The 26,147-nt window shown below is 52.2% G+C and carries 25 protein-coding genes and 1 tRNA gene; 8 read left to right on the top strand and 18 right to left on the bottom strand.

The genetic code is table 11. The features are described from left to right. Positions 1 to 8: 8 nt before the first annotated feature. From LUQ43_RS07785 to LUQ43_RS07800, 4 genes are read right to left on the bottom strand one after another with little or no spacing between them, the layout of a single operon-like run. A complete protein-coding gene (locus LUQ43_RS07785; protein WP_299965963.1) occupies positions 9 to 839 on the bottom strand; it encodes a TatD family hydrolase in 831 nt (276 codons plus the stop codon). Next, positions 811 to 1,164 carry a dihydroneopterin aldolase family protein gene (locus tag LUQ43_RS07790; RefSeq protein ID WP_299965965.1) on the bottom strand — a complete coding sequence of 118 codons (354 nt, stop codon included), beginning with the start codon at positions 1,162 to 1,164 and terminating at the stop codon, positions 811 to 813. Before LUQ43_RS07790 ends, LUQ43_RS07785 begins: the two co-directional genes overlap by 29 nt. A gap of 12 nt (positions 1,165 to 1,176) precedes the next feature. Further along, on the bottom strand, positions 1,177 to 3,288 hold the full coding sequence (locus LUQ43_RS07795) for a minichromosome maintenance protein MCM (protein ID WP_299965968.1): 2,112 nt from the start codon (positions 3,286 to 3,288) through the stop codon (positions 1,177 to 1,179). A 10-nt stretch (positions 3,289 to 3,298) separates the two neighbouring features. Next, complete coding sequence (locus tag LUQ43_RS07800) at positions 3,299 to 4,267, bottom strand: replication factor C small subunit (protein WP_299965971.1); 969 nt, start codon at positions 4,265 to 4,267, stop codon at positions 3,299 to 3,301. A 146-nt stretch (positions 4,268 to 4,413) separates the two neighbouring features. On the opposite strand from LUQ43_RS07800, the gene LUQ43_RS07805 reads away from it, so the two are divergent. The 5 genes from LUQ43_RS07805 (at position 4,414) to LUQ43_RS07825 (ending at position 11,011) form a co-directional block, all read left to right on the top strand. Then, entirely contained in the window at positions 4,414 to 5,442 is a 1,029-nt protein-coding gene (locus LUQ43_RS07805) for a DUF3821 domain-containing protein (protein ID WP_299965973.1), read from the top strand. Between the two features lie 87 nt (positions 5,443 to 5,529). Beyond that, the gene (locus LUQ43_RS07810; protein ID WP_299965975.1) at positions 5,530 to 6,156 is read left to right on the top strand and encodes a tetratricopeptide repeat protein; all 627 of its coding nucleotides are present in this window, start codon (positions 5,530 to 5,532) and stop codon (positions 6,154 to 6,156) included. Between the two features lie 643 nt (positions 6,157 to 6,799). Beyond that, the gene (locus tag LUQ43_RS07815) at positions 6,800 to 7,576 is read left to right on the top strand and encodes a hypothetical protein (RefSeq protein WP_299965978.1); all 777 of its coding nucleotides are present in this window, start codon (positions 6,800 to 6,802) and stop codon (positions 7,574 to 7,576) included. Next, positions 7,573 to 8,328: a metallophosphoesterase gene (locus LUQ43_RS07820; RefSeq protein WP_299965981.1), complete on the top strand. Its 756-nt coding sequence runs from the start codon at positions 7,573 to 7,575 to the stop codon at positions 8,326 to 8,328. Before LUQ43_RS07815 ends, LUQ43_RS07820 begins: the two co-directional genes overlap by 4 nt. Next, complete coding sequence (locus LUQ43_RS07825; RefSeq protein WP_299965983.1) at positions 8,315 to 11,011, top strand: DEAD/DEAH box helicase; 2,697 nt, start codon at positions 8,315 to 8,317, stop codon at positions 11,009 to 11,011. Before LUQ43_RS07820 ends, LUQ43_RS07825 begins: the two co-directional genes overlap by 14 nt. A gap of 62 nt (positions 11,012 to 11,073) precedes the next feature. Here the strand turns inward: LUQ43_RS07825 and LUQ43_RS07830 are convergent, their stop codons facing one another. Next, positions 11,074 to 11,628, bottom strand: a complete 555-nt coding sequence (locus LUQ43_RS07830) for a TATA-box-binding protein (protein ID WP_299965986.1) — start codon at positions 11,626 to 11,628, stop codon at positions 11,074 to 11,076. A 212-nt stretch (positions 11,629 to 11,840) separates the two neighbouring features. On the opposite strand from LUQ43_RS07830, the gene LUQ43_RS07835 reads away from it, so the two are divergent. The 3 genes from LUQ43_RS07835 (at position 11,841) to LUQ43_RS07845 (ending at position 15,676) form a co-directional block, all read left to right on the top strand. Next, complete coding sequence (locus LUQ43_RS07835; RefSeq protein WP_299965989.1) at positions 11,841 to 13,508, top strand: AMP-binding protein; 1,668 nt, start codon at positions 11,841 to 11,843, stop codon at positions 13,506 to 13,508. A gap of 163 nt (positions 13,509 to 13,671) precedes the next feature. Further along, entirely contained in the window at positions 13,672 to 15,528 is a 1,857-nt protein-coding gene (locus LUQ43_RS07840; protein WP_299965992.1) for an AMP-binding protein, read from the top strand. Positions 15,529 to 15,591: 63 nt separating this feature from the next. Further along, positions 15,592 to 15,676 (top strand) — tRNA-Leu (locus tag LUQ43_RS07845). 105 nt (positions 15,677 to 15,781) lie between these two features. Here LUQ43_RS07845 and LUQ43_RS07850 read toward each other — a convergent pair. The 13 genes from LUQ43_RS07850 to LUQ43_RS07905 form a co-directional block, all read right to left on the bottom strand. Further along, on the bottom strand, positions 15,782 to 16,783 hold the full coding sequence (locus LUQ43_RS07850) for a nuclease-related domain-containing protein (RefSeq protein WP_299965995.1): 1,002 nt from the start codon (positions 16,781 to 16,783) through the stop codon (positions 15,782 to 15,784). Then, entirely contained in the window at positions 16,776 to 17,564 is a 789-nt protein-coding gene (locus tag LUQ43_RS07855; protein WP_299965998.1) for an RDD family protein, read from the bottom strand. Before LUQ43_RS07855 ends, LUQ43_RS07850 begins: the two co-directional genes overlap by 8 nt. Continuing rightward, positions 17,561 to 18,223: a hypothetical protein gene (locus LUQ43_RS07860; protein WP_299966001.1), complete on the bottom strand. Its 663-nt coding sequence runs from the start codon at positions 18,221 to 18,223 to the stop codon at positions 17,561 to 17,563. Before LUQ43_RS07860 ends, LUQ43_RS07855 begins: the two co-directional genes overlap by 4 nt. After that, positions 18,220 to 18,585: an NUDIX domain-containing protein gene (locus LUQ43_RS13400; protein WP_363318505.1), complete on the bottom strand. Its 366-nt coding sequence runs from the start codon at positions 18,583 to 18,585 to the stop codon at positions 18,220 to 18,222. Before LUQ43_RS13400 ends, LUQ43_RS07860 begins: the two co-directional genes overlap by 4 nt. A gap of 43 nt (positions 18,586 to 18,628) precedes the next feature. Then, a complete protein-coding gene (locus tag LUQ43_RS07865) occupies positions 18,629 to 19,402 on the bottom strand; it encodes a hypothetical protein (protein ID WP_299966003.1) in 774 nt (257 codons plus the stop codon). Continuing rightward, positions 19,323 to 20,054 carry a 2'-5' RNA ligase family protein gene (locus tag LUQ43_RS07870; protein WP_299966005.1) on the bottom strand — a complete coding sequence of 244 codons (732 nt, stop codon included), beginning with the start codon at positions 20,052 to 20,054 and terminating at the stop codon, positions 19,323 to 19,325. The genes LUQ43_RS07865 and LUQ43_RS07870 overlap by 80 nt, the downstream gene beginning before the upstream one ends. A 422-nt stretch (positions 20,055 to 20,476) precedes the next feature. Continuing rightward, positions 20,477 to 20,854 (bottom strand): hypothetical protein, encoded by a 378-nt coding sequence (locus LUQ43_RS07875; RefSeq protein ID WP_299966007.1) that lies wholly within the window; start codon positions 20,852 to 20,854, stop codon positions 20,477 to 20,479. A 27-nt stretch (positions 20,855 to 20,881) separates the two neighbouring features. Next, entirely contained in the window at positions 20,882 to 21,142 is a 261-nt protein-coding gene (locus LUQ43_RS07880; protein ID WP_299966009.1) for a type II toxin-antitoxin system RelE/ParE family toxin, read from the bottom strand. Positions 21,143 to 21,153: 11 nt separating this feature from the next. Beyond that, positions 21,154 to 21,390 (bottom strand): antitoxin VapB family protein, encoded by a 237-nt coding sequence (locus LUQ43_RS07885; RefSeq protein ID WP_299966011.1) that lies wholly within the window; start codon positions 21,388 to 21,390, stop codon positions 21,154 to 21,156. A 619-nt stretch (positions 21,391 to 22,009) separates the two neighbouring features. Beyond that, a complete protein-coding gene (locus LUQ43_RS07890) occupies positions 22,010 to 23,542 on the bottom strand; it encodes a PKD domain-containing protein (protein ID WP_299966013.1) in 1,533 nt (510 codons plus the stop codon). A 130-nt stretch (positions 23,543 to 23,672) separates the two neighbouring features. Then, positions 23,673 to 24,677: a mechanosensitive ion channel family protein gene (locus LUQ43_RS07895; protein ID WP_299966015.1), complete on the bottom strand. Its 1,005-nt coding sequence runs from the start codon at positions 24,675 to 24,677 to the stop codon at positions 23,673 to 23,675. A 79-nt stretch (positions 24,678 to 24,756) separates the two neighbouring features. Next, positions 24,757 to 25,134: an MscL family protein gene (locus tag LUQ43_RS07900; RefSeq protein WP_299966017.1), complete on the bottom strand. Its 378-nt coding sequence runs from the start codon at positions 25,132 to 25,134 to the stop codon at positions 24,757 to 24,759. 140 nt (positions 25,135 to 25,274) lie between these two features. After that, positions 25,275 to 26,135, bottom strand: a complete 861-nt coding sequence (locus LUQ43_RS07905) for a methanogenesis marker 8 protein (protein WP_299966019.1) — start codon at positions 26,133 to 26,135, stop codon at positions 25,275 to 25,277. Between the last annotated feature and the right edge of the window lie 12 nt (positions 26,136 to 26,147).

The following is a 26,147-nucleotide window of genomic DNA, read 5'->3' on the forward strand; positions in this document are numbered from 1 at the left end:
ACCGGGGCTTATTCCAGGGTAATTGACACGCCATACACGTTCTGGATGGTTTCGGCATGGATCCGGAAGCAGTCTTCCTCGGTCATCTGCCCGGATTCGAGGAGTTTGTTGGTATACCGGGGCACGGATTTGGGGCCGATCACGGCACCCGGCCGCTCGTTTTCGTCCATGTAATCGCTCTCCATAGTGAATGCCCTGCCCGACCGGATCAGTTCCGGTATTGCCTCGTGTTTTGCGATAAGCGATGGGTGCAGGGGAGTGTCGGGCGCCCCGTAATGTTTTATCACGCGCTCTTTTGGGATGCCGGCCCTTCGTGCCATATCGACGATGTCGCTGCAAGGGCCGGTCTCGGCATGCACCTGGAGAGCGCACCCGCAGTCGGCAGTAGCGTCCAGGGCATGCATGAGCACCTCATTGGAGGCAGCGAGCAGTTCCGGGCTCACCTCGTAATGAGGTCTCCCGCTCTTCAGCGCAACGGCTTTTCCCTCGCGGACATAGCGTGCAGCACAATCGATCCCTCCCTTCATGATCTCAACGGCAGCTGCAAGCGGCATGCGCTCGGTGAGATGCGTGATCTCGGCAGGGTGGACACCGAGTACGGGGAAGGCGACTACGCCGGTCTCCGGAATCAGTTCCGCGATCCGGATTGTCTCATCGAATACCCGGGCATAGTCTTCGCCCGTGACCGGGTGAACTGACAGTGACCAGGAAGGTTTTGACACGAGAAAAATGTGCGTGCCCCCGACCCGGGAAAAATCCTTCACCGCTTCGAGACCCCGGCCATTGATCGGATCGATATGGATATGATCGTCAGTTATGGGAATTGTTCTGGATTTCATGGCAGTCCACGATCTTCATGAGGGGATATCCTTTGTCCGGTGAGAGTCGGGCCCGACAGTAGGCAAAGCCGACCCGAGTCACGATCTCGGCATCGAACATCATGCCCGAGAGTTCGCTGTACCCGAACCGGTTCTCGGTCATCAGGCTCCGGTCAAGCCTGACGGTGATAGCCTCAACGCATGGCTGGAGGATGACTGCCTTCTCGATCGCCGACTCTATGCTTGCTGCGGATGCACGGGAGATGGGAGTTCCCACCCACTGGTGGTAGAGCGCCCCGAGTTTTATCCCTGCTTCGAATACTGCATGTTCCCTGTCGCCTGTCATACGTTGCCACTCCTAAATCAGCTGGATGATGCCCTGCTTCGGCTCCATTGCCTCTCCCTGGCGGAGGAGCATATCAATCCCTTCCCGCACCTTCTCCTGCGGGAATCCTTTGAGACTGACCGTCTCGATAACCTTGTCGATACCGGCCCGGCGGCTCTCCCCGCCAATCTCGCGGATGGCATCCTTGATGACCCGCACGATATCGCGCTTCTCCTTGGAGATGCCGGTGACAACCTTGTCGATATCGAACGTCCCGGTCTTGGCATCATAGGCGATCTGCCGGAGGCAGGCATCGACGATGGTGATCACGCGCTCGGCATCGCTCTTCTCGATGGTGTTCGAGAGACGGATGCGTGCGCTGGCTTCCGCAAGCCGGACGAGCGCCTCGAGCTGGCGGGCGGTCACCGGCACCGGTTTGTTGGGTGCCGCAAAGCCCCTGAGTTTCAGGTAATACCCCACGAGCCCGTCCTGTGCTTCCTGGGAGAGACGCGGGAAACAGGAACGCTTTGCATATGCCACGTACTTACGGAAGATGCCCGGCTCGATATCTGGCATGACGGGAGCCAGCTGCTGCTGGATGTACTCGTCCGTAACCCCGGGAATCGGGGTCTTCTTATGCTGCGCGATCAGTTCCCCGGTGCTGTGCGCCTTCAGGATATGTTCCGCAATGGCCAGGTCCAGTTTCTGGTCCGGCTGGTCGGTCATGATGAAGATGAGATCGAACCGGGAGAGCAGGGACGGGGGCATGTTGATCTGCTCGGAAAGGTCCCCGAACATATCGAACCGGCCGTACTTCGGGTTCGCCGCGCCAAGGAGGGCACACCGGGATTTGAGCGTGGCCGTGATGCCGGCCTTTGCAACGCTGATGGACTGCTGTTCCATTGCTTCGTGCAGTGCGGAGCGGTCGCCCTTCTCCATCTTGTCCATCTCATCGACCGCCGCAATACCCATATCGGCAAGCACGAGTGCGCCGGCTTCGAGCGTCCACCGCCCCTCGCCAAATTCGTCCTTGACTGCGGTTGCCGTCAGGCCTGCGGCAGTGGAAGACTGCCCGCTCGTGTAGATGGCGCGGGGCGAGAGTTTCACGATATACCTGAGCAGCTGACTTTTTGCAATACCCGGGTCACCGATCAGGAGGACATGGATATCCCCGCGGAGGCGGCTCCCGTCCGGCATCTCCTTGGCAATCCCGCCGAACAATTGCAGGGCGATCGCCTGCTTCACGTTCTCGCTGCCGTAGATGGTGGGGGCAATCGAGTGGGTGATCATACGGTAGATCATCGGATCTTTGCTCAGCCTCTGGATCTCGTCCTCGTCCTTTTCATCGATCTCGACCTCCTCGAACTCCTTCTCGGCAACCTCGATGGAGTTGCATTCAAGGAAGATATCGAAGACCGTGTGTTTCTCGCCCTTGACCACCCGCTGCATGGAGCGCAGGATGCCGTTGATGATCACCCGGTCGCCGGGGGAGACCATGCCGGAGAGATCGTCCGTGACATCGATATCCAGTGTCTGCGGCTGTTCGCCGCCGCGAAGGCCTTCCGGCTGCTCCTGTATCCGGAGTTTCTGGGAGTCGATGAATTTCGATCGCTTGGGCATCAGTTCGAGTTTCTTGAACGTACAGCCATCCGTGGCACACCCGTCCGGCTCGATGAATTTCCCGTATTTCTGCGGTACTACCGTGAAATGGCCCGCAGGGCAGCGGAAGACCGCCTCCACGATCCGGGGCCGGACTTCCGTGGTCTTGCGCAGGATCCCCTCAACGGAAATATACGTGTTGATATCGTCGGATCGTATGTACCGGATACCGGTTTTCCTGGGGAGATTGGTGAACCGGATGTTGATCCGTTTTGGCTCTTTCCCGTCCTTGGTACGGATCAGCTGGCCCTGCTTGACCGCGTCCCAGACATCTTCCAGCACCTTCCCGGGGTTCTCGAGGAGCTCATCGGCAAGGGCAATTCCCACCTTCCCGAATTTCTCGACATCCCGGTAATCGATATAGAGCGATCGCTTATGGGGGTATTCACGCGAGATCTCCCCCAGTTCCTTCTTGTACCGTGTCTTGAGCAGACGGCTCCAGTCACCGGTCCGGTCGCCATCGTGGAGGTCTGGTTCTTTTTCCATAGTCCCTCCGTCACGGCCCTTTCTGCGAGGAGAGTACGAACCGCGCAATCAGTGCTTCCATCTGGATGTCGCTGTTTGCCCCTTCTGAGAGCCGGAAATCTGTTTCCCCGAGATGATCGATGAGCTGCACTTTCAAGCCCCGGTCCATCTCCCGCTTCAGGAGCGCGCGGTAACACTGGTTGATCAGCTCGTTCGGGGCGATCCCCCGGTCATGGAGGAGCTGGGCAAGGAGGAATTCCGCGCCATCGAAATCCCCTTTGAGGGAGAGGGTGAGCAGCTCATTGATCTCGTCCGGCCGGGCCGTCGAGGTGATCGAATACACCCGCTTCTCATCAATGGTCGGGCTGATGATGGCGGCACCCTGCACCGCATTGATCGCTTTGCGCATGTCTCCCTGCGCGATATAGATGATCGCCTCCATTGCGCCATCGCTGATGTTCAGCCCTTCGCGGGAGGCAATCCGGCGCACCTCTTCCCGGATTGCCCCGGCCCCGAGCGGCTTGAACCGGTAGATGGCACACCGGCTCTGGATGGGATCGATGATCTTGGAGGAATAATTGCAGGAGAGAATGAACCGGCAGGTCAGCGCATAACTCTCCATGGTCCTGCGCAGGGCAGCCTGCGCGTCCGTGGTCAGCGCATCGGCCTCATCAAGGAAAAGGATCTTGAAGGGCACATCCCCATCCCGTCCCGTCCGGGCGAACTCCTTGATCTGGTTCCGGACAACGTCGATCCCCCGCTCATCGGAGGCGTTCATCTCCCGGAAGTTCCTCTGCCAGTTGTTGGGAAAAAATTCCCGGGCCAGGGTGACGGCAGCGGTTGTCTTTCCCACACCGGCGCTGCCGGTGAAGAGAAGGTGGGGGAGATTGCCGCTTTTTACATAGGATGACAGGCGTTCTACTATCTCGTCCTGCCCGACGATATCGGCAAGTCTCTGCGGCCGGTATTTCTCGATCCAGATCGTGTGGCTCTCATCCATGGTGTATCATCCCGCCAGAAAGGGGACACGTGTTCCCGTGTGGATAGTATTGGTGATCTCTTTATGAGAACTCTTGCGTCCCGGGTTAAGCGCTGTGACTAATGAATGTCATAACGTTTATCATAAGGGTTTTGAAATTACTTTTCATGCAAAGAAAATATATTTTATCTGTTCTCGTGATTATTCTCATGGTCTGCCTGCCCGTTGCAGCCACGACGAATAAAATTGCTGCGGGCGCCCCGGTCTTTATTGGTGAGAGCAATCTCGTTATCACTTCGGCAATAAAGGACTGCCATGTTATTGCCTGGTGGGCGGATGAGGGAAATATGACCGGCCCTGCAGATAAGAACCTCACGGTAAAACAACTGAACGAGGGGGCGGGTCTTGCCACGCATTTCAATGTCAGCCCGGATATCTTTGAAGGGCATGCCGGAAACTGGTATTGTGAGGATGTCAAGCCGACGTTTGTTGTCTTAAGGGTACTGGAGCCCAATCTCACTATCCGTGTATGGGATACGGACAATGATATGGATGTTACCGGCCAGTCCGTTCCCATTTCGACAAATGTGACCTACCGGATTGATACGAACCTGGACCAGGCCATGGTATATTACAATCGTACCGATCTGACCCCCCTGGACGGGATCTTCACCATCAAACTAATCGATCCCAGTGGCAAACAGATATCCAATTTTTATACTGGCAGCGTTGGTGCGACAACCACGGAGATCCTTTCCTTTGACAGCACCCCGTTCATTTCAACCCCGATATACATGGGCAAGAAGATGGGCTCGTGGAACCACCTTGCCCGGGATGGCAGCGGAAGTCTCCTCTATCCTGCCGGGACCTATACGTTTACGGTCAGCCAGAACCTGAATAACATGCAGGGACTGCTCACGGCATCGGGAGCAGACCTCAATGGTAAAACCACCGCTTCGGCTTCCGTAACGTTCCTCCCCCAGGAATCCTTCACCTCCGCCACGGTTTCAACCGTGCAGACGGAGCCTGTCGCAACCGTTCCTGAAACCGCTGAGCCGACAAAGACTATCCAGAAAGTAACCATAGCGACAACCGTGCCGGTGACCACAAAGACCACTTACTCTCCCCTGCCGGCATGGATTACTGTTGTCGGGCTTGTCGGCGCCGGGCTCCTTGTTGCAAAAAAGATGCCGTAATTCCTGAAGTGTAATACCGATCCCCCTTTTTTCATTTATCCACGTTATTATAGGATGAACGTATAACATACATGACGGAGAAATACAATGCAGTTTCGGATTCTTGTGCTCGCTGCGGTCGCAGCGCTGATGGTTGTCTCGCCCGTGCTGGCAGCAAACGCTACCGAGTCCTTTGATGCAGCCGCAACGCTCTATTCGCAAAGTGTCGATCTGGCAAATGCGGGAAAATACCAGCAGGCTCTCGATGCTGCTGACAAGGCTCTTGCCCTGAACAGTACTTCGATGACCGGTCTTATCCAATCCAACCGGGCCGGGATCCTGGTGATGCTGAACCGCAATGATGAGGCGATTGCCGCAGCAGATGCCGCACTTGCGGTCGAGGGGAACCTGACCACGGTTCATTCCATTGCATGGTACAACAAGGGAAATGCCCTTTATGCCCAGGGGAAGATGAGTGAAGCAAAGGCCGCGTATGCAAAAGCATCTGAACTTGATCCTACCCTGGTTTCACCGGTTAAATTCGCTGATACCGAATCACCGGTTGTCACGACGGTTACCGGAGTATCGCAGAGCCCGTCTTCCGCAGCAGTGTCCGTTCAGTCAACTGCCCCGGCAACGGTCCCCACTACCGCCCGCTCGCCAGTCCCGGTTACGGTAATCCTCGGGGCACTCTTCATTGCGTTTGCCTGTTGCCGGTACGGCCGGTCCGGATAATTTTTTATTTCTAAAAAAATTCAATCCGTTGTCCACTCTGATTTTTGTGCTCTGTAGAAAACCTTTTTTGAAATAACATTCCTCCCTCCCCCTGTTTGTACACCATGCGACCCCCCCTCCCCCATGGTGCCTGGACAATCCCTTTATTCATCTTGTAAAACTGCACGAATCCGGCACGGAAATGGGAGGGCCCTGGAGGGGTCTGGCGGTGTACTTTGATACTTTGTCGTCCGTGACCAACAGATCCGGGGGAAAATTCCCGATAGTACTTACCTGAATTACATTGGTTTGTTCGCACTGGAAGTACACCGCCCGACCCCCCCCCACTGTATGCAACGTAAGCCCGGGAGCGTTAGCATTTCGAAATGATTTCTGCAGAGCAGATTTTTGTTAACAAATCCAAAATTCGGAATCCTTTTCCAGAATCTCCGTGTCTGATACCCGGACTGCGCTTAACAACCATGTCCGCCGGGAAAATATCCCGGATGATCTGCCAGTACAGGTTTTTTTCCATGCGTCAGCAAAAAACCTGACTTTTCAAAAGAGAAGAACCCGGATACAACGATCATTGCCCTGGCAATCCGCACGCCCATGTCACGGGCTATATCTTGAAGTTCTCCGCCCAACAATTCTGTAACGGATTATGGAAGGAGCGGTCAGGGTATTTGCCGGGGAGTTCTCGCGGTCGTCACTCTTTGTGCCATCACCGGATCCGGGTACCCCGGGGTGGGTCGTGACCCCGGGCGGGGCATGGTGCCGGCAGGTGTACATTTCCGGAGCCCTGACTGAAATAACCGAAAGCGGCGATATGATCCGGTGCCGGATGGCCGACCCCACCGGCGCATTCGATGTGGTCTGTAATGGGAGGAACGCACAACTGGTTCTTTCCCTCCAGAAGATCCCGGTCCCCTCGTTTGTGGCGGTACAGGGAACTGCCCAGATGTACCAGCGGAACGGTAACTGCATCCTCTCCATCCGCCCGGAGACCGTGCAGGCGATCGACCGCCCGTACCGTGACCGGCTCTTTCTCATCACTGCGGAATACACGCTGCGCCGGCTTGAGCTGGTGCACCAGGCCGTCACCGGAACCTGCACGGACGAGCAGATCCTGCGTGCGGCCCGGCATTATTCCCCTGACATTGCCTGTATACGGGAGATGACCGGTATGGTTGAAGGCGTTGTGCAGGGAGTGCGCCCGCAGGAACCCCTTGCACCCCCGCCCGGACAGGAGGAGATGCGCCAGATTGTGATGGAACTGGTGCAGTCCACTGCAGGACCCCGGGGAATTGCCGTAGAAGAACTCATCGATACCCTTGCTTCAAAAGGGATGAAGAAGGAAGATGTGCTGGCCGCGGTGGAATCGCTCATCATGGACGACGAGTGCTACCAGCCCCAGAAAGGATATGTCAAACTGCTATGAACCTTGAATTTATCAGCGAAGGTCCCGCGCTCGTTATCGAGGGGGAACAGCGCCTGCTCATTGTTGCCGATCTCCATTTCGGGATCGAGGCGGATCTTGCTGCGCATGGCCTGCACTTCAGGAGCCGGAGTGCCGGGCGGCTGGAACGGCTGATGCGGGTCATTGACCTTGCAGACCCGGATGCTCTCGTCCTTCTGGGGGACATCAAGCACAGCATCCCCTCCCTCACCCGGCAGGAATATTACGAGATGCCCGGCATCCTTGATGCCCTCCGCGCCCGGGTCCCGCTCATCGTCTTCCCCGGGAACCACGACATCGGTATCGAACGATTCGTTCGCGAGGAAGAGCTCCGACCCCGGGACGGGGCACTGGTGGACGGGGTGGCATACCTGCACGGGCACATGAACCCGGCGCCGTCCCTGTTCGGGAACCTCATGGTTATCGGCCACCACCATCCGCTCATCTCCCTCCGGGACGAGGTGGGGTATGCCATGCAGGCACCGGCATACATCCGTGCGGATATCGAACCGGGCGAGCATGGCGTGCCGGTTCCCCCGGGTTCTCCCGGAAAGACGCGTGTCCTGTTCATGCCTGCGTTCAACGAGCTGGCCGGTTATGATATTGTGAAAATCCTCAAAGATCCCTTCTCGCCGCTCTCGCGGAGCATGAATGCGGACCGTGCAGAGATCATCCTTGCCGATGGGACACTCATCGGCCCTGTGAGTGCACTGAATCTCGATGAAGACGACTGAACGGCTGGACCCCCGGGTCCTTGCCTGCATCAAAAAACGCGGCTTCACCTCCCTCTCGGATGCCCAGAAGCAGGCAATCCCCCTTATCCTTGACGGGAAACATATCGTCCTTATCGCCCCGACCGGCACCGGCAAGACCGAGAGCGCAATGTTCCCGGTCTTCAACGGTCTCCTCTCGCTGCCCGGCGGGGGAGGGTTCAAGGCGCTCTATATCACGCCGCTGCGATCGCTGAACCGCGACATCCTCTCCCGCATGCAGTGGTGGTGCGCAGAGCTCGGTCTTACCGTCGGGGTCAGGCACGGAGATACGCCCATGGGGGAACGGCGCAAACAGGCGCTCTCACCCCCGGACCTGCTGATCACAACCCCCGAGACATTCCAGGCGCTCTTCATGGGGAAACGGCTCCGGCAGCACCTGGCCCACGTGAAGTACGTTATCGTTGATGAAATTCACGAGCTGGCCGGCAGCAAGCGGGGGGCCCAGCTTGCAGTGGGGCTCGAGCGGCTCCACGTGTATGCCGGCGAGTTCCAGCGTATCGGCCTGTCAGCAACGGTCGGGAACCCGGAGGATATCGCGGGATACCTCTGCGGTGCCCGGCCCTGTTCCATTGTCCAGGTGCCGGTGGCAAAGCAGCTGGAACTCTCCGTGCAGTACGTTGGCGATGATTTCCGACACCAGACCGAAGTCCTCAAAAAACATCTCAAATGCGAGGGATCGACGCTCATCTTTGTCAACACGAGGGTGACAGCCGAAGCACTCGGTCATGCACTCTTCTCGCATGGCGATGTAGAAGTGCACCACGGGTCGCTCTCCAGGGAAGTCCGGATCGATGCCGAGGATCGGTTCAAGAAAGGCGAGATCCGAACACTCATCTGCACTTCGTCCATGGAACTGGGCATTGATATCGGCCGCGTGGATCATGTCATCCAGTTCGGCTCTCCCCGCGAGGTTGCCCGCCTTGTCCAGCGGGTTGGCCGGGCCGGCCACCAGCTCAACACCATATCCCGCGGGACGATCCTTGCAACCGGGTTCGATGATCTCCTGGAATCTCTCGTCATTGCGAAGAAGGCCCGGGCAAACGAGATCGAGCGTGTCACGCCTCCCCGGCATGCAGCGGATGTTCTGGCAAACCAGGTGGCTGCTATTGCAGTTGAGTATGGCGAGATCGAGCGTTCGAAGATCAGGGAGATCTGCGAGCGGACATCGCTCTATCCTGACTGCGGTACTCTCCTTGACGATGTCTGCCGGCAGATGGAGGATCACCGCCTTATCCGGATTGACGGGAGCCGCATTATCACTACAGCACGGGCCCGGCGTTATCTCGCGGGCAACCTCTCGATGATCCATGATGAGCGCAAGGTGCCGATCTTCGACATCGTTTCCCGGCGCACGGTCGGGACGCTGGATGAATCGTTCGTTGTCGGCTGGGTGCACACCGGCGTTGTCTTCATCACCAAGGGCCAGCTCTGGCGCGTACTGGAGATCGCCGATGGCAGACTTACCGTAGAGCCGGCAAAGAAGGCTATTGGCGAACTGCCCTCCTGGGAAGGGGAGCAGATCCCGGTACCGTTCCCGGTTGCACAGGAGGCGGGTATGATGCGGCGGACGCGGGACATTGCGGCATATCACCCGGAACCCGACGGTCTTTCCTATGCCGAAGGATTCCTGCGCGAGATGGACAGGAACCGATCGCTTGTCCCCACCGATGAACTGATCACGCTCGAAAATACCGAGGATGGGGTTGTCTGCAATGTCTGTGCCGGCCACAAGGCCAACGAGGCGCTCGGGCGTGTCATATCGATCCTGGTATCCGCCCGCTACGGGACAACCGTTGGTCTTGAACTGGATGCGTACCGCATGCTCCTGCGCCTCCCCTTCTCAATCCGTGCCGCGGACATCCGGGACATCCTTCTCTCGCTCGACCCGGCGCACATGCCCGGTATCCTCAAGCTTGCCCTGAAAAGGACTGCGCTTTTCAAGTGGAAACTGGTCCAGATCGCAAAGAAGTTCGGCGCTATCGACCCTGATGCCGATTACGAGCGTATCAGTATCCAGCGCCTGCTCGATTTCTTCGATAACACGGTTGTCCAGCAGGAAGCGTACCGCGAGCTGCTCTCGGAGTACATGGACATCGATACTGCTGCGGGAATTGTAAGCCTCGTACAGTCCGGGAAGATCCGTGTGGAACTGGGCCCCCTCTCGCTGATCGGGGCCGGGGGACTCCTCTCCTCCCGCGACCAGATCCCGCCGCCCACCGCTGACAGTGCCGTGCTTGCTACCCTGAAGCGCCGGCTCAGCCAGGATGATGTGCTGCTGGCCTGTATGAACTGCCGGGACTGGAAGAGCCGCACGGTCGTCTCCCGGGTGGACGATCACCCCCAATGCCCGAAATGCGGTGCCCGGCTTATTGCCGCACTCAAACCCTATGAGGAAGAACAGTATGCCCTCCTGAAAAAACCCAAGAAGAATGCGGAAGAGCGGGCAACGGAGCAGCGGCTCATGAAGAACGCGAACATCGTCCTCTCCAGCGGAAAGAAAGCCATCATCGCCCTCTCGGCACGCGGTGTCGGGCCCGAGAATGCATCCCGCATACTTGCAACGCTGACTGAAGATGATGCATTCTACCGGGAGATCCTCAAGGCCGAACGGACCTTTGTCCAGACGCACCGGTACTGGGCATAACGTATTTTTGGAGATTCTCTTGAAAAAAAGAACTGATAACGGAATTATTGAAATTATTGAAATTACAGTATGCTTTCGAGCTTCTTCTCGAGGAAGTCGAGGCCTTTCTTGATGTCCTCGATGGTCTTGCCCCCTGTGAGGATGATCTTTCCTGAGGAGAAGAGAAGCGCAACGATCTTGGGTTCCTTGATGCGGTAGACGAGGCCGGGAAACTGTTCGGGCTCGTACTCGATATTCTCAAGGTTCAAGGTGATGACAACCTTGTTGAGATTGATGTATTTGCCGATATCGTATGAGCAGACGATGTTGGTGACTGCCACGTTGGGCTTCTCGAGCGTGTCAACGCCGGCTTCTTTGAGGTTTTTCATGATGATCGCAAGACCGTCACTCAGTGCCTTATCGTTACGGCCGCCGGTCAGCACAATCTTGCCCGAAGAAAAGATCAGGGAGGCAATCTTGGGATTCTCGATACGGTAGACTGCACCGGGGAACCGTTTCGTATTGAGTTCGCAGCTCTTGATCCTGCTGGAGACTTCGGCGAGGTCAATGGATTCAGCAATAACGCCGGAGGCTACGATGTTCTCAATTTTCAATGAAGCGTACTTCTTATCTTCCATCCACTATACTATGATTTTCCGTGAATCATAATACTAATGGAGAACCTTTATGTTCCTTCCTTATCCCTGTGATGACGAGATATTCCTGTTTTTTATGGCAGGTAACCCGGATCCGATCCCGTCACAATACCCCGGTGGCCGGCAGGAATCCGGTTGCAGGCCAAAAAAAGACAGATTGATGAAGAACCGGATGTAACATACTATCCGATTCTATGAAGAAGACCGGGCATGCAGCGGACGGATACGGGAAGATGTGCGAACACTTCTCCATCACGGTCCCGGAATACTATAATTTCGGATTCGACGTGATCGATGCGTGGGCAAAGAAGGATCGCAACAAGCTCGCCATGATCTGGGTAAACCAGCAGGGTGAAGAGAAGAAATATAGTTTCCTGGATCTTGCCAATCTCTCCAACAAGGCAGCCAATATCCTCCTGAAGTACGGGATAAACAAGGGCGACCGTGTCCTGGTTATGCTCCCGCGTATCCCGGAGTGGTGGATCTTTGCGATAGCGCTCATCAAACTCGGGGCAGTCTTTGCACCATGCCCGACGATGCTGACCCCCCGTGATATCAAGTACCGCGTGAACATGGGAAAATTCAGGCTGATCATCACCGACCTGGAGAATTCCTCTAAGGTCGAGGAGATCTGTAACGAGTGCCCGACCCTCACCGCCAGGATGCTGGCTGACGGGGAACTTCCCGGCTGGGCAAGTTTCCCGTACGAACTGCTCTACCCGGCACCGGTCTCCCACCGTTCAGTCAGCATTCCGGATGATCGCAAGACGAAAAGTACCGACCCGATGCTGATCTATTTCACGTCCGGCACCACGGGCGAGCCGAAGATGGTGCTCCATAACAACGGGTACCCGCTCGGGCACACCGTCACTGCAAGACTCTGGCAGGATCTCCGGCACAACGACCTGCACTTCACGGTCTCCGATACCGGCTGGGCAAAATGTGCGTGGGGCAAGATCTTCGGCCAGTGGATAGAGGGGGCATGCCTCTTTGTGTACCATTTCACCGGGAAATTCCAGGCAACCGAAGTCCTTCCCCTGCTGGAGAAATACCAGATCACCACCTTCTGCTGCCCGCCCACCATCTACCGGATGCTGATCCTGGCCGACCTGGAACGGTTCGATCTCTCCTCGCTGCGCCACTGCACCAGTGCCGGCGAACCGCTCAATCCTGAGGTGATCCGGGTCTGGAAGGAAGGAACGGGTCTCACGATCTGTGAGGGATATGGCCAGACCGAGACGGTCTGCTGTCTTGCCTCGTTCCCCTGTGTCGACCCCCGCCCGGGCTCCATGGGAAAACCTTCCCCGGGATGGAAGGTCGAGCTCCACGATGATGACGGGAAACCGCTGGGTCCTCACGAGGAGGGACGCATTGCCATATCCTGCAAGCCCAAGCCCCCGGGACTTTTTGTCGAATACATCGACAACCCGGAAGAGAACAGGAAATCCTTTGTCAATGGCTGGTATTATACCGGCGACAAGGCGTACTATGACGAGGACGGGTACTTCTGGTTTGTCGGGCGCAGCGATGATGTGATCAAGAGTTCAGGGTACCGCATCGGGCCGTTCGAGGTCGAGAGCGCCCTGCTGGAGCACCCGGCGGTGCAGGAAGCGGCCGTGGTCGGTTCGCCCGACCGGATCCGTGGCCTGATTGTCAAGGCATTCGTGGTCCTCAACAAAGGGTACGATCCTTCCGAATCGCTGGTCCGCGAGATCAAGAATTATGTCAAGAGCACCACCGCACCGTACAAATATCCCCGGGAGATCGAGTTTGTCACGGAGCTCCCCAAGACAATCTCCGGGAAGATCAAGCGTAATGAGCTCCGGGCTGCCGAACTGAAAAAATACGTGAACCAGAAATAATCCCGGTTCACCGGTCAGCATCTTTTTTGTGAAACCCCGATTCTGGTGTCTCTGTTATTTCATCGTGGAACCTGCGTGGGCGTTCATGGTTCTGGGCACTTTTCCGATAATGTGGTGCACTTAAAACGAAAACTGTAATAAGTGCACCACCAAATGGATCCCTATGGTGCGATACTCCATCACAATGGATGATTCCCTGGCAGATTCGATTGACAATTCTGCCAAAGAAGAAAAAATGTCACGGTCCGAATGGATCAGCGATGTGTGCGAGGAAAAACTTGCCGTATCGTCCGGTACCGCACGTCCTTCCACGCTGCCGGTAATCGTGCCGGCTCCGGGTAAAGACCACCATAATATCGGGGACTATGATACTGTATACAAGGACTTCCACATCGATGTTCCCGAGTATTTCAATTTCGGGTTCGATGTCGTTGATGCCTGGGCACTGAAAGACCGGAACCGTCTGGCAATGATCTGGGTGAACCAGAAGGGCGAGGAGAAGAAGTTCACGTTCTGGGACCTGATGCGCCTCTCCAACCAGATCGTGAACATGCTGATCAAGTACGGTGTCAACAAAGGGGACCGTGTCCTGATCATGCTCCCCCGCGTTCCTGAATGGTGGACCTCCACCCTCGCCCTTATCAAGCGTGGTGCAGTGTACTGTCCCGCTCCCACGATGCTCACCGCAAAAGACCTGAAATACCGGATCAACCTTGCCGAGATCAAGATGGTCATCACGGATATGGAGCATGCCGATACGATCGATGCGATCATAAAGGACTGCCCTTCCCTCACGTGCCGGCTGATGATTGACGGGAAGCGCGATGGCTGGATCAGTTATCCGGTGGAGCTGGATTACCCGGCTCCGGTCTCGGCGAAACTGGTCACCATGCCGGGAACCAAGAAGACCCGGAGCACCGATCCGCTGGTGATCTTCTTTACCTCCGGCACCACCGGGGAACCCAAGATGGTGCTGCATGACCACAGTTACCCGCTGGGGCACATCATCACCGTGCGGTACTGGCATGATGTGCGGTCAACCGATCTCCACTTCACGCTCTCCGATACCGGGTGGGCAAAGAGCGCGTGGGGTAAGTTCTACGGCCAGTGGCTCGAAGGTGCAGCGTTCTTTGTCTATGATATCCGTGGCCGGTTCAATGCGACCGAGGTACTTCCCCTGATAGAAAAATACGGGATCAATACCTTCTGCTGCCCCCCGACTATCTACCGGATGCTGATCCTGGCCGATCTCGACAAGTTTGATTTCTCGGAACTCCGACACTGCGTGAGTGCAGGGGAACCGCTCAATCCCGAAGTGATCAAGGCATGGAAAGATGCGACCGGCCTGACCATCTACGAAGGGTACGGGCAGACCGAGACGGTGCTCTGCGTGGGAACCTTCCCCGGCATGCAGCCCAAGTTCGGTTCCATGGGAAGACCTTCGCCCGGCTGGCACATAGAGTTGCATGACGATAACGGCAAACCGGTTCCGGATAATGAAGAAGGCAGGATCGCGATCCGGACCAATCCCCGCCCGGTTGGCATGTTCCGCGAGTACCTGAACAATCCGGAAGAAAACCAGAAATCCTTCACCGGTGACTGGTATTACACCGGGGACAAGGCATACCGTGACAAGGACGGCTACCTCTGGTTCATTGGCCGGGACGATGACGTGATCAAGGCTTCGGGATACCGTATCGGCCCGTTCGAAGTTGAGAGTGCCCTGATGGAACACCCTGCGGTGCAGGAAGCCGCCGTTGTTGGATCCCCCGATGATATCCGTGGCCTGATCGTCAAGGCGTTCATCATCCTCAAGCCGGATTACAAGCCATCAGAGACCCTCGTGCGCGAGATCCAGACCTATGTGAAGAAAGTCACTGCGCCTTACAAGTACCCGCGTGCGATTGAGTTCGTGGATTCCCTTCCCAAGACCATCTCCGGTAAGATCCGCAGGAACGAGTTGCGGGAACGCGAGATGAAGAAATCCCAGGCCGAATCGAACGGCCAGAAGAGGGTGTAAGAGATCGATTGAGCCGATCTTTTACCTCACCTTTATTAAATCCGGCGGGTAATCAATATAGGCGCGAGGGTAGCCAAGCCAGGTCAACGGCGCTAGGTTCAGGGCCTAGTCGTGCAGACGTTCATGGGTTCGAATCCCACCCCTCGCATTCCTCCCGCGGGTTATAGGTATCCTGAAAAAATGCCACTGTTCTAAAATCGCTTTCACTCAAGAGCAATCGCTCTATAATTGCGGCGCGCTGGTCTAAAAAGTTTTATCCCACTTCACGACAGGGAATCAACCGAATTAAGTTATGAATTGCCCCTTCGGATAAGATCGGCTGTCTGGAAGTAATGTATGTGCACAGCCGGGAGGGGTAGACTATATCAATATACTTATCAATTCTCTGGCCATGCTGGGCACCATGCATCGAAACGAGAACGCTTTGGACTCTTGGCATTTTCTCAAAAAAATAATGGCCTTTCATGTAGTACCAGAGTGCATAACTCGCTCTTCGAATTTGATGTTTCAAGTCATCTGCTTTTATTCCTATTTCAGAGGTTTTCCATTTTTTCGTTTCGATTAAAAAAATACCTGTGGGGCCTATGACGATATGGTCAATTTGACAAGTTTTGATATGCTCATTTCTTTCTCTCCAGTAAATGTACTTAGGAAAAGAGAGATTTACATCATTCAGTACATGATATTCATCAGGCAATTGGGCAAGAATGTTGATTACAGATTCTTCTCCCATTGCTCCAATCACAAACGAAGAATTATTTGAGAGAAAATTCTGTGTATCTGTGATATTCTTACAAGTATTTTTTATGACTTGTGGTTTATGCGCAATGTGATGATTTTTTTGTGATTTGGTATTATGCAGGTTTTTTCGGATATGTTTAAAAGGGCTATTAATTCTGTAGTTTCTCAACGATACCTCAATCCAATATTGAATTCTATATTTAAATTTCAGGAAAATACCATCAGCAATCTCGGCGTTTATTTGTATTTCGGAGATATGTGCATCCACCTCAACAGTTCGATATGAAAGACCTTCCATAAGCCGGCTTTCAAGTTTTTCCTCTTCTTCACTTAATGAAATGATGATCTCATCTTCTTGTTTTGAAACAGTAAGTTCTGTATCAGCAAGAATTTTTTCATAATTCTTGTGAAAATGCATAACTTCTTCGAATGTAGTGAGTCTTTTTCCTGATATCGGTTTAGTTCCATTCAGTAAATATCGAGTACTTCCGGAAATTCCATGAATCTTAGCCATTTGTTAATTCTCCCTCGGCAATGGTATCATGTAAAACTCTCGTTTTTGCGATACTATCGTGAATTGTCTCCTTTTCAGGTCTATTATTCATTAAAAATGCACTAATAATATTGATGAATGGGATGAATTTTATGAAATTCCTTATCAGTGAATAAGAAAAAGCAATCCGATTGCCATTTGGATCGGTTACATGAAGATTCATGATTTTTTTTCCAGGTGTTGCACTGAAATGTGAGCTTTCCAACCAAGCAAAAATCATCCAACCTCCAATAAAAATGTAGAATACCAAGAAAAATCCAAAAATTGCATTAATAATTGAATTTACCCCAAATATTACGCGTATGAGCATTCCGGGTATGAACAAGATAAATAATAAAATCCACCAGCATAATGCATCAATGATCCATGCCTTAAAACGAGCATCGAGTCCGGCATAGTGCATCTCTTTTAGCGTAGTAGATTCCTTAATGGAGGTTGCATTTATCGATGAGGGGGATTGGGGTAATTCTTGAACATTGACAACATTTAAAATTTTTTTAGTTTCAACAGACCCTTTTTCCTTTATTCTTGTTATTTGCGTTTTACATTTTTCCGCCTCTTCAAATAATCCCATCTTGATTAAAAGGAATGCTATGTGTGTCCATGCATCAAGATAATCAGGACTCAATTCAGTGGCGTGAGTAAAACATCGGATAGCATTAGTGTAATCCCGCTGTGTTTCATATTCTCTTCCAGCTTGATCCCATGCAATAGGATCATTGATGTTTTTTGGATCGGTCATATTTCAGAAACCTTTGGCTGTTGGTGTTTCACAATTCGGCCATTGTTGTATTCCCACCATTCATAGTTTGTACGTGATTCCTTGTTTGACATATCAATAAATTCTCTTTCGAATTCACTAATCCAATCACCATTTTCCCTCTGATTATCATCTCTAAAAACAATGCACCAATCTACTTTTTTTGCATAATTATGAGCATCAGCGTTAGTTATGAAAAAAGTGTTATGGGCTTTCCCATAACTGATTGTATAAACTACAAAATGGGTATATCCTTCAAATTCCTCGTTTGCTTTTCTTCTCTTATGTGGTTCATGAAATTTTTCGGGATTTTGTGATGAGAAGTTCCATTCTTTCCGCACACCATAACGTCCGAGTCGATCATAGCCAAGGTCTAAATTGAAATTATTCAGATTTACTTCAAAAACCGCAACAGGTTCGTGGAATGAGGCTCGCTGTGCTTCTGTAAATGCTCTTTTTTTTGAACTAAATTCTTTGGTTGGGGGAGAGTCCCATCCACTCTCGCCCAAGTAAACCACAACATACCCGATGCGGTTTTTGTAATATTGATTTTGTTTCTCTTCAATTGATTTGATGTCAGAATAATACTTTTTTTGACCATCTTTAAAATCGGAAAAAAATTTTCTAATCCAATTGATCATGATTTCTCCCTGGTGCAATACATTTCTATAATTTTCTTCGTGTTATGCGATACGGGCAATGAGGAGCCTAAAGAATAATAGCCAATTTGGGAGATCTCATGTCGTGGTTTCGGTATACCCTCTGCTTGTATTAAGAAAACTTTCGATTGATGAAAAGTAAAGAGATATTTTACTTCGTATGCAATCAATCCGGTCTCTTCCCGTAACTCCCTAATCGCGGCTTCAATTCTTGATTCATTGTTTTTTGTCCCTCCCCCCGGAAGAAGAAATGGTGCAATGCCCTGACGCACAACAAGAATTCCCTTGGAAGTATCAACAATTGCAGTCCCCCTTCTCCGATCATAAGCTCCAGTCGTAATTATTCACCCCGTTGGATTCGAATTATCACGATGAAAAGTGCGTTCTTCATTTTCTTAGTGGTTGGCTATCAATAGTCTGCATCTTCTGAATGGTATCCAAATCAAGAGCCAGGATTTGATCGATGCTCACCGGTTTGTATCCCGTCAACTCTACACTTACATTGATGGTTTTATTCTCTCCATTGATGAACGGATATTTTCCCATACTGTTGTTGTGCTTGTGTCCGTGGATAATCCATTCAGACCAATCTTTTGGGATTCGATCAGGATCATGGGGATTATGCACAAGCAGAAAATCCCGGTTCCTGTAATTCAAAACGACAGAATCATATGAATTGGGTGGGCGGGGCTCATCGTGAGATGGTCCGATAATAAATTGAATCGTTCCGTTGAGTTGAGCCAGCCAATAACTTATCGGGCGATGTTTCTTCCCCCACGCCATATCCCCTAAGAAAAAAACTGTTTCGTTATTCTTTATGATAGAGTTCCAGTTTTTTAATATTGTTTGATTCATCTGTTCGAGACTAGAAAAAGGTCGGTTACAATATTCAATGATATTCTTATGATCAAAATGAGTGTCCGAAACCAAGAAAAAAGAGGATTCCAGTTCAAATCTTGGAATAGTTGCTTTGGTAAAAAATGATGGCGTGTCAGAATATTGTTTTGATAGATCTTCCGTTATGTGATATTGACGCGGATCCTTTGCTTCCTCACGGGTAAGCAAGCGTCTCTGGAAAAAATCATACTCTACGAGGATGCGACTGTTCTTGACAATAGTAATCCTGCTGATAAAAATACTCGGATGAATCGTAGTGTTCATTTTTCACATATTCCTGAATTTTTTTGAATTTTAGTTCTGGTACATTCAGAGTAAGCGTTGAATGAAATACAAACTCTTCCTTGCCATCGAAATCAAAGGGTTTCAATTTGCAGAATATTTTCAGACGCTGGGAGAGATCAAACCTGAATTGTTTAAGGTTTTCACAAGGATTGATATCAAAATAAATAACTCGTTTTGGCTCTTCAAATGCACTGAATCCTTTGATTTGAAATTTCATTACAGGAGTTTTTGAGCAGAGATCTGTGAAAACGGAAATTAGCTGTTTCTCATTTGAAGTACTTAGTCCCCCAGCAAGAGAAATATGAGGTACAAATCGGTATTGCTTAATTCCAAATTCATTGACTATTTCGTCTTCAAGTCCTTTGATCTTAGTTTTTAATCTCCTGTCAACAATTCGGATTTCTATTAGGTAACTATCATTGCCACTCTTTGGAAAATAGAAATCAGGAATATGTTTTTTGAAGATGCTAGGTTTTGTTGGATGGCTTTGATGTTTCTCCGGAGTTTTCTTTTTTGATAGTGGGGATACAGTACGAAAAATACTGGAGAGTATAAATATTCCCGTACCAGCAAGCAAGCAATATTCAAGACCATTTACAATCCCGATTAATTGTAAAAGAGTTCTACTCATCCAAAATGCGATAGTCGATATGATTACCCAATAGACAAAATCACCATCGATCCTGAAGGTATTATGCCGCGTAACGGTTCGGACACTCTTTGCGATAATTGTTATGCCAAGGCCAGATCCAAGTGTAAATATTATTATATTCGGGATAGCGGCCAATAACAGACCCGAAAGAAATACTGATAACGAATGGACAAGTATCCAGAATATAGTCCATTCCACGGATAGAGATCTCGCTCTCATTAGTAGTTTTTGTTAATATTTATAATATTTAATGATAAAGAAATGATTTTTTCTGACTCTGCAATTCTTATTCCTCTCTCAACGTTCTTATCACTATCAATCCTCTACTGATTCGCAAGAAATCAACAAAAATCAGCGTTGATTAGCATCAATATCCGCATCAATCTATGCTTATCAGCGGATCATCCGACCTGATCAGCATCCAGATCCCACTGATCCAGACGAGTCATCACCTGCTTTTGAAGGTAAAACTGCAGATCTCCGTCAGTTTGCTTTTTCAGATGATGCAACGTGCCTTTAGAGAATCCGCGTTTCTTCCACTCAACATAAGGGATGCTCAATATCTTTTTCCGGATATCATCCGCATCCTGACGGTTGATCGCATAATCCGGGTAGTATAGCAGAACAGTGAAAGTGATTTTACAAGAGTGGCATTTTTTCGAGATACCTATAACCCCGCATTCATCCCGCCGGGCCAAGTCTCTTCTGAAAATATTTTGGGTTTTATGATACCGTTCAAGAATACCCGCACGACACAACGTACTGTGACAAGCATTCAAACGGCCCGGGTATCCGGATAACGATTATCAGAAATCCCTGTATGCCTGTTTTCTGGACTCAATTTCAAGAACATGAATGATCAGGACATCATCATGAATTGAGAGCAGTGCTCGAACGTCTCTCCTTATCCGAAGAGAGTAGATCGGATGGTTCGGATTTGACGCCATCATCTTTTTGATGAACCGGTAGGGATCTTCTCTGATAGCATGGATCAAACCAACAACATTCCGGGCAATCTCTTGCGGTAATTTTTCCAGATCCCGGTCGGCAAGATGGGTGTACTTCACCCGGTACGGACTCACTCAACTTCGTATTTCTTCTTGATATCCTTTTCCGAAATCAGGTTCCCTTTTTTGATATCCTCAAGACCCTCTTCCAGACCTCTGATAGCATCCGCACTGAGTGGTTCATCATCAATGGAAAGATTCACCAGGCGCTCGATAACATCGTTGTATGATTCCTTCGGGTTGCGCTTCAGGTTGTTCAACTGGGTTTTGAGATCTTCCCGGATATAAATTGAACTTGCGGCCTGCATATTGACACCAATCGGTAACTATAGGTATTAAACCAGATCCCTTATTTTCCACCCTGTACTTCTCTCATAATTCCACCATGAATATCAGTAGTGAACGCTACCTGCCAAAACCTGAGTTAATAGTTGCAACAGTATCAGCATCGCAACCGATCTCCGGCAAAAAAATTTCAACCACCCCCTCACCCCCTGCTCATTTTTTTTCACGCAGGGTCTGGTTGATCAGCAAACCTTCTCCCGCCGGCAAATCAAAAATTTTGTAGCATGTACATGCATTTGGTAGCATAATTACCCGATTGTAGCCTCATCAACTTACACCTCATGATCGCGATTGAAAATTTTTCAGCAGAGTCTGCTTGAAAAAAAGCTCTTAATATCCCACAATCCGAACAACTTGTGGGAACCCCGTACGCTTCTGAAATGTCCTTCGTGAATAGTGGATAGTCAGCAACCCGTAACCCCTTCCCATCACCGGACACTTCGAAGAACCGTATCAAAAGGAACGGATTTGAGTTTCTTTAAAATCACCCTGCATCAGAGCACAGAACCTCTGACGAATTCCGCTCTCTTGTAACAGAAATCTGTTGTCAGAGAAAAATGGTTCACGAAAAAAAGGACGGGTCTATACCAGCATAAAGGTGAAGAAGTAAAACACGATCATCGGGATGAAGAGCGCCAGGTAAACGCTGCGGTTCCATCTCCAGATGGCACCACCGTCCATGGTCGAGATGGGTATCAGGCTGTAGACTGCCGTGATAAGATTGATCACAAACCCGATCCCTCCGGCAATTGCCCAGAGGCCACCCAGCTGCACCATGCCAAGGAAGATGATCATCAGGATGATGCTTACCACCGGCCCAGCAACCATCTCGATTCCTATCTCGCGGGTCTCGGCCTGTTCGGATTTTGCATCGCGGTTCACGAGATTGCGGTAGGGCTGGGCAAAGGCGCTCCCATAGAGCCATGCAGTCAGGAACATGATGATGGTTCCAAGACCCCAGAACCGGATATCTGCGTCACACCCGTGTTTTGTGGCAAAATACCGGTGGCCGAAATCGTGGAGCACGACGGAGACTGCACCGACTGCAATGTAGATAAGCACGACCTGCAGCGTCAGTTCGGCACGGTCTGCGAGGATATACGCGATTGCCACCATGAGAACCGCTGCCTCGACAATGATCACTTCACCTGGGGACAGGCCGAAGAAATGCCGCTCCATCTTCCGGGCTGCAATATTCCGGGCCTCGATCTCCTTCTCGCTGAGCTTCTCGACCGCATGTCCCCCGGCAAGATCCGCGAGGAACTTCGCAGCCTTCAACCCGATCTGGGAGAGCGTCCCGATATTAGCGAGCAGGATCTGGATGACGACAACCCCCATGCTTGTCAGCACCGCGGCAAGCGCCATGAACTGCGGCGGGATGAATGCGGCAGTAGGCAGGTTCTTCTCGGTGGTCCCCTTCGCTTCCTGGATCAGGCCGATGATTCCCCCCGGCTTCTCCTTCACCGGTTCAGCGGGGACGGTCACTGCAACCGGTACGGGGCTGCTGGCATTGATGTACGCGGTCTGCGACAGGGCGTTGCTGCCGAAATGATTGGACACGCTCAGCCGGACCGGGTATATTCCTGCCTGGGTGTAGGTATGCGAGGGATTCTGTTCGGCCGATGTGGCGCCATCGCCAAAGTCCCAGAGCCAGGTGTCCGGCTTGTTCGTTGAGCTGTCCGTGAACGAAACAGTCAGGGGGATTGTGCCATCGCGCGGCGTGGCGGTGAAATCCGCTACCGGGGGACTGCCGGCACCGATGTATGCAGGCACGGTTTTGGTATTCGAGCCGTACTGGTTCGTGACCGTCAGGCTGACCGTGTATTCCCCGTCGTTGCGGTACGTGTGCGTGGGATTCTGTTCAGCAGACCCGGACCCGTCACCGAAATCCCACTGGTAGGACATCGGGGCGTATCCCCGCGAGGTATCCGCAAAACTCACCGTGAACGGGGCATGTCCGTATCGGATGCTGGTAAAAAAATCCGCTACCGGCGGATTGGTTACCGTGATATACCCCGGGCCGGTTTCATTGCCCGTGCCTGCGCCCACGGGAACCGGCAGGAGAAGTATGCCGGTGGCAATAAGGAGCAGGAAGATCTGTGCGAGGCGTTTCATGGTTCACCCGGGAACGAGGCCTGCATGAGAAGTATGCAGGGTGCGTTCCCATTGTACCTGTTCTGGTTTCCTCTCCCGCTTCTTAAAGAAATGGGTACCATGATGGCATGCATCTCCGTTCGTCCCCCGTTCAGGTGATGAGGATGCCCTCTTTCCTGAACCGCTCAACTATCTGGACATTCATGTAATCCTGGATGATGCTGTTGTACAGGAAACCGGAAGCAAAGACGGTCACCATAAAGGACATGCCCGTCTTGTCGATCTTCATGAGATAGATTGTCGGGTGCGGTGTGGCTGCGATCACATCGGTCCTTGTCTTCACCGCTTCATCACAGATCTCCGAAAGAATCCGTTTGATGTGGGCGATATCTTCCGTATATGCTATGGTTACCGGGATCTGGATCCGGACCTGGGGATTGGGCAGCGAATAATTGTGCACCACGCTGGTTGCGATCTTCGTGTTGGGAATGGTGACGATATCGGAATCGAGCGTGATGATCCGGGTACTCCGTGGCCCGATATGGATCACATCGCCCAGCACATCGTTGATAAGGACGCGGTCACCGGTCTTGAACGGCTGGTCGGTGACAATGACTGCACCGCCAAAAAAGTTGGAGAAGAGATCCTGTGCAGCCAGCGCAATGGCGATACCGACCACTCCCGCCCCGGCAATGAGCGGTGTGACATTGATGTTGTAGATGGTAAGGATGTAGAGAAGCCCCATGAACCATATGATGTATTTGCCGATCTGCTGGAGGACCTCGACGATCCTGTCATCGAGATCGGTATCGGTTGATTCGGCCAGTGCCTTGCCGTAGATCCGGAGGAACTCATCAAGGAATGTGGCAACAATCCATGTCCCGACAATGATGTATGCCGAAGTCAGGATGTTGGCATCGGAGAGCCACAGGTACTGGGGGTAGAGGTCAATAAGGTGGCGGATCGCAAAGAAGAACGGAATGAAAAATGCCAGGATGGTAAGGGGCGCTCCCAGCGAGTGCACCACCAGGTCATCGATCATCGTTTCTGTTTTCTCGGCCTGTTTCTTGAGAAAGGCAAAGACAAAATGGACAACAACGGCGGCGACAATGCCCGCCGCAAGGAACATGAGGGTATCGGAAATTGCTGTCTCCATGTGGGATCAGTATCTGCTGTGCAGGTTCATGAAGATACAGTATAACCGGCCAGGAACCGGGAAAAAAAGAACGAGAGTATCAGACTTTCTTCGTTGTGTCGCCTTTCATGATGTACTTGACGAGAAGGAAGATGACGAGTGCAATGATCACGAAGTCAATGATCGCTCCCAGGTAGTCGCCGACAAGGAATTTCAGGGGTCCGATATCCAGTTCAGCTGCTCTCCAGTTGCCTCCCGGAACCACGACTGCGATGATCGGCATGATGATGTCGCTGACCGTTGAATTGACCAGTTTCGTTGCAGCTGTTCCTATAACAAACGCCACCGCCAGGCCGATGACCTGGTATTTCTGCAAAAAATCCATGAATTCCTTGCTGAATCCCTCTGCGCCTTTCCCCAGGGTCGAAACTCCTCCCCCGATCAATTTTTCAGTACTGCCAAGTGTTTTGTCAACCATCAGAGATCACCAGATAGCATCTGAAACGGTTCGTTCCGTCTCATAATGGACGATAGATGTTGATCCTGATTAGTGTTTGGGCTGGGGTGGAGATGCGATGGATTCCCCGGAAAAATAAAAAAAATGGCGTGTTGGGGTTTTTATATGAGCGGGTCCGGCTGGCTCTCTCCCAGCGAAGGGAGCTTTGTGGGCTTGACCAGCACCGGTTCATTGGCCTGCCGTATCTTCTCGATGATGAGTTCCTTGCCCCTTTTTGACATCGCAAAGATCGGGATTGCGATGCCGGCCTGGACGAGCGCCCGGGGTCCGGCAGCATCGCGGATCGTCTTTGAGGCGCAGGAGGTCACGAGATCGGATGCCGATACCAGCCGGTCAGCCTCGTCCCGGGTAAGGCCGGTGACGTGGACTCCGAAGATGAAGGTATCCGGGTGGATCCTCCGGATGGTCTCTGCGGCATCCGGCCCGGCGACCGTGACCGCAATTTTCCGGAACCCTTTGCCGGCCGCGAGGGTAACGCCGGCAACTGCGTCCATTGCTGCATGCTTCCGGTCAAGGACATACCCGCCGTCTTTTTCGATCCGGTCCATGACCTGCGGGTAGGGGCAGGTAGAGGCGAGGCCGGACATCCTGCCGCCGATGCCCTGTGCCATTGCCGGCTTCGTGACAACGACCGTCCCGGCTCCGTCGCAGGCAAGAACCGCTGCATCGATGAGACCCGCCTTAAGGCCGAAACTCAGGAGTTCCGAAGCCCCGAACCCGACAAACTCCCGGTTGTCGAGGACTTCGCGGTCCGGTGTGCACATGCCGAATGCTTTTATCCGGTGCTTAATGTTGGCTTTCACGGACTCGGGTTTGATGTCAGGAATCGGGTATGCAAACCGTTTGGCCAGCGGGCAGTCTTTTATCTTCGGTTCGCCGACTTCCACAACCTTTCCATTCCTGATCACGATCCGGCACCGGCCGATCGCTTCGATGATGTGCTCGTCCCTGTCGTGTGTCATATACTCGTTCTC

Source organism: Methanoregula sp. (assembly GCF_028679125.1).
Taxonomy (GTDB): Archaea; Halobacteriota; Methanomicrobia; order Methanomicrobiales; family Methanospirillaceae; genus Methanoregula.